The organism is Segatella maculosa OT 289, from assembly GCF_000243015.1.
Lineage (GTDB): Bacteria > Bacteroidota > Bacteroidia > Bacteroidales > Bacteroidaceae > Prevotella > Prevotella maculosa.
Genome location: NZ_JH594518.1, coordinates 1 through 2,818, shown reverse-complemented (window position 1 = coordinate 2,818; position 2,818 = coordinate 1). Strand labels below are relative to the sequence as shown.

The window sequence follows — 2,818 nt, the reverse complement described above, 5'->3', positions numbered from 1 at the left end:
CTCGCAGACGAAATACTCGACATTATAAACCTCAAAAGATAAAGACAATGGCAAAGAAGACAAGAGTGGAAGACATCGACAGCAATTTCATCATCAACTCGTTCCGTCGGGACGACATGAGCATCCCACCCGAAGCAAGGACGAACGGAGTGGAAAGTGAAAAGCAGGAAGAGTCGGAAGATGAGTCGCCTATGGGAAAAGAAGCGGGCAAGGAAGAAGAACAGAAGACGGAGGGAATGCCGGCACGCCGCAGACGGTCTAAAGACAGGGAGCAGGAATACCTTGCCGCCTTTCACAAGGAAGTGGACATCCCTGCCCGTATCGGTAAGACCGTGTACATCCGCAAGGAGTACCACGAACGGATACAGCGTATCCTGCGCATCATCGCCAAGGACGAGGTGTCTCTGTTCAGCTATATAGACAATGTGCTGACCTACCACTTCGAGCATTTCGGCGAAGAAATCAAAAAGTTATATGAAAACAACAGTTCAATATTCTAAAAACAAAAGACAATGGAAAAGAAAGACAACCTCTCCCTTTACAGGGAAACATTCTTGAAGAAGACGCATTACACGGCAAGAGACGGCAAACAGGTGTACATTCCGGTCGTCTATCATGAGAAAATGCTCAAAATCGTACAGCTTATATGCAGCAACAGGGTTAACATCTCGGATTTGCTGTGCAACATGCTCGAAGAACATTTCAGAACACACGGCGAAGAACTCAAAGCCCTCTATGAGGAAGCCCTGCTTAAGAACATGGAGCTATGACGACCTTTCTCATCATTGCCCTGCTGGCATACAACGCTTGGCTGGCCTATCACCTTTTGAGCAGGCCGTCCGTCGTTAAAAGGCAAATGGCTTCACAGGAAGAAACCAAAAAGAAGCCCGAAGCGCAGGACGAGACTGCTGATGTTGTGGGTAAGAGCCATTTCAAAATAGAGGCCTCTGTACCCGCACAACAGGAAAGGACGACGCCACTCGCTGCCACTACGGCGCCACAAGCTGCCACGCAGGAAAAAACGGAGGCGGTAGACATCGAAGACACTACCTTTGCCGACGAAACGGACGAGAAGTCTTCCCGGCAAGTCCCCGCCGACCGCCTCGACGAGACCTTTACCGACATCAGGATAAATGATGTTGCAGGCGAGGACGGAGAGCCCGACATGCCCGCGGCAAGGGGCACGAGCTTCGAGGACATCGACAGGGCGGTGAAATCCGTGAGAAAGCCCGAGGCGGACGAAGAAGAAAAGCTCCACGCCGGCAAGACCTTCAAGGACATCGCCGAGACGGAACTCTTTCAAAAGATCACCGATAGCTTCGCCGGCCTCTCCGACAGGGTGAATGAGGTCATCGACCTCTATACCGCCCGTGCCGCAGAGGCAAAACCGCTCGTCCTGCCCGCGCGCATCGAAGACTTCGATATCCGCGATTTTGTATAACCCGTTAACAAGAAACGACAATGAAAGAAAAAGACTACGGATAAGGTGCACCTGCTGCCACTATATCCACAAGAAAGTTAAGTAAGACAATTCAATCCAACCCCGACGGGCGGCGCATGGCCGTTTTTCATGCGCGCCCGTCACCAAACAACGCTTTATGAACAACAAGTAAAAACCATTTCTTTTGCATTCTGTGTTGGGGACTGACCATTTCAAAGCAGAATGCGATAAACTCTTTTCTTGCTTCTCTGCGCAACTCCTTGTACAATGTTTTCAGTTGCGAATGATTGCCATTGATGTAGATTTCATACATATACTCGAAGATATTGTCCACTTCGTAGTATCGGCATTGCTGGCTGGGTGTCTTGCTGTGTCTTGTTTTCATCTTGAATTATGTTATAGGGTGAATATCCAAAGAATAAGGGCGAAAAGACTTACGAGGGTAAGCACGTAGAGGACTATTGCCCAAAAGATGCGGAGCACACCTGCGATGACTTCCGCAAGCAAACCGACAACCACACCGACCGCTCCAAAGGCGATGTTTATAACGTTTGTGAGCAGCAGGCGAAGGGTTGCGCGCAAGGCTCGGTGAATGTTGATTGACTTTTCCATTTTATTCGAGTTTTTAATGTTTAATGCGGATCCAAGAGCTTGAGGGAGTTGAGTTTCACTGCTTATCCGTCTCTCGTTTATCCGACATTTTTTTTAATGTGTCTTCCTGTCGCATCGGTCGTTTTCGTTTCAGGTGCCTCACAAAGGTAGGGATGAGCGAATGCAAGGTTTTTGAGGGAAAATACTACCCGAAGTAAAACGCAGTGGAGCGCAGGCGTGGAGATTTTCTCCAAAACCGAAGGCACCGACCTTGCAGCAGCGTAGCATCCCGGAATTACCTTTGCGCCTGAACGGGGACGACCAGCGGATGCGATACGGTGAAGACCGCTCCAAATGGAGGTAAACGGAAAAGAGACAGATTCGGATGAAATCAAAAATCTGATAGCATGCCATACAATCAGATAGTAAAAAGCGTAATGAAGCGGGCATGTAAAAGCCACCTATAGAAGACAAAGACGGAAGAGGAAAGGTACGAAGTCTGCCTTTCGGGCTTGCTGCGATGGGCAGGCGTGTACTTTTCCTACGGCTTTGTCAGACAAGTCGGAGGTGTCGGAGGTAGACGGGTGAGGGATTTATCACCACCTGAATAGCTCCGACTTCTTCGACGACAAACAATGCGGCTTTTACAACTGCTTCCAAGAAAAGGAAAAACATCGAAAAAGAAAAATCTGAAAAATTGTCTTGCCGGAATCCGTACCTTAGAAAGTATGACCAATACACAGAAATGTGGCAGGAAGCAGATTTGCCGAAACTCTTTCGACAGAC

Annotated in this window: 5 protein-coding genes; 3 read left to right on the top strand and 2 right to left on the bottom strand. The window is 48.7% G+C overall.

Annotated elements, in window-relative coordinates; genetic code table 11:
* Positions 1–47: 47 nt before the first annotated feature.
* From HMPREF9944_RS12465 to HMPREF9944_RS12455, 3 genes are read left to right on the top strand one after another with little or no spacing between them, the layout of a single operon-like run.
* Positions 48–500, top strand: coding sequence for a DUF3408 domain-containing protein (locus tag HMPREF9944_RS12465; RefSeq protein ID WP_008566718.1), 453 nt, complete (start codon positions 48–50; stop codon positions 498–500).
* Between the two features lie 12 nt (positions 501–512).
* Positions 513–770, top strand: coding sequence for a DUF3408 domain-containing protein (locus HMPREF9944_RS12460; RefSeq protein ID WP_004351993.1), 258 nt, complete (start codon positions 513–515; stop codon positions 768–770).
* Positions 767–1,441 (top strand): hypothetical protein, encoded by a 675-nt coding sequence (locus HMPREF9944_RS12455; protein WP_008566716.1) that lies wholly within the window; start codon positions 767–769, stop codon positions 1,439–1,441. The genes HMPREF9944_RS12460 and HMPREF9944_RS12455 overlap by 4 nt, the downstream gene beginning before the upstream one ends.
* 127 nt (positions 1,442–1,568) lie before the next feature.
* Here the strand turns inward: HMPREF9944_RS12455 and HMPREF9944_RS12450 are convergent, their stop codons facing one another.
* Both HMPREF9944_RS12450 and HMPREF9944_RS12445 read right to left on the bottom strand, forming a co-directional pair.
* On the bottom strand, positions 1,569–1,826 hold the full coding sequence (locus tag HMPREF9944_RS12450) for a hypothetical protein (protein WP_008565494.1): 258 nt from the start codon (positions 1,824–1,826) through the stop codon (positions 1,569–1,571).
* An 11-nt stretch (positions 1,827–1,837) separates the two neighbouring features.
* Complete coding sequence (locus HMPREF9944_RS12445) at positions 1,838–2,053, bottom strand: hypothetical protein (RefSeq protein ID WP_008565493.1); 216 nt, start codon at positions 2,051–2,053, stop codon at positions 1,838–1,840.
* Positions 2,054–2,818 lie beyond the last annotated feature (765 nt).

What these genes read in the sequence shown, in the direction of transcription:
- HMPREF9944_RS12460 (WP_004351993.1), top strand. Translation starts at nt 513, where the DNA reads ATGGAAAAGAAAGACAACCTCTCCCTTTACAGGGAAACATTCTTGAAG.
- HMPREF9944_RS12455 (WP_008566716.1), top strand. Translation starts at nt 767, where the DNA reads ATGACGACCTTTCTCATCATTGCCCTGCTGGCATACAACGCTTGGCTG.
- HMPREF9944_RS12445 (WP_008565493.1), bottom strand. Translation starts at nt 2,053, where the DNA reads ATGGAAAAGTCAATCAACATTCACCGAGCCTTGCGCGCAACCCTTCGC.
- HMPREF9944_RS12465 (WP_008566718.1), top strand. Translation starts at nt 48, where the DNA reads ATGGCAAAGAAGACAAGAGTGGAAGACATCGACAGCAATTTCATCATC.
- HMPREF9944_RS12450 (WP_008565494.1), bottom strand. Translation starts at nt 1,826, where the DNA reads ATGAAAACAAGACACAGCAAGACACCCAGCCAGCAATGCCGATACTAC.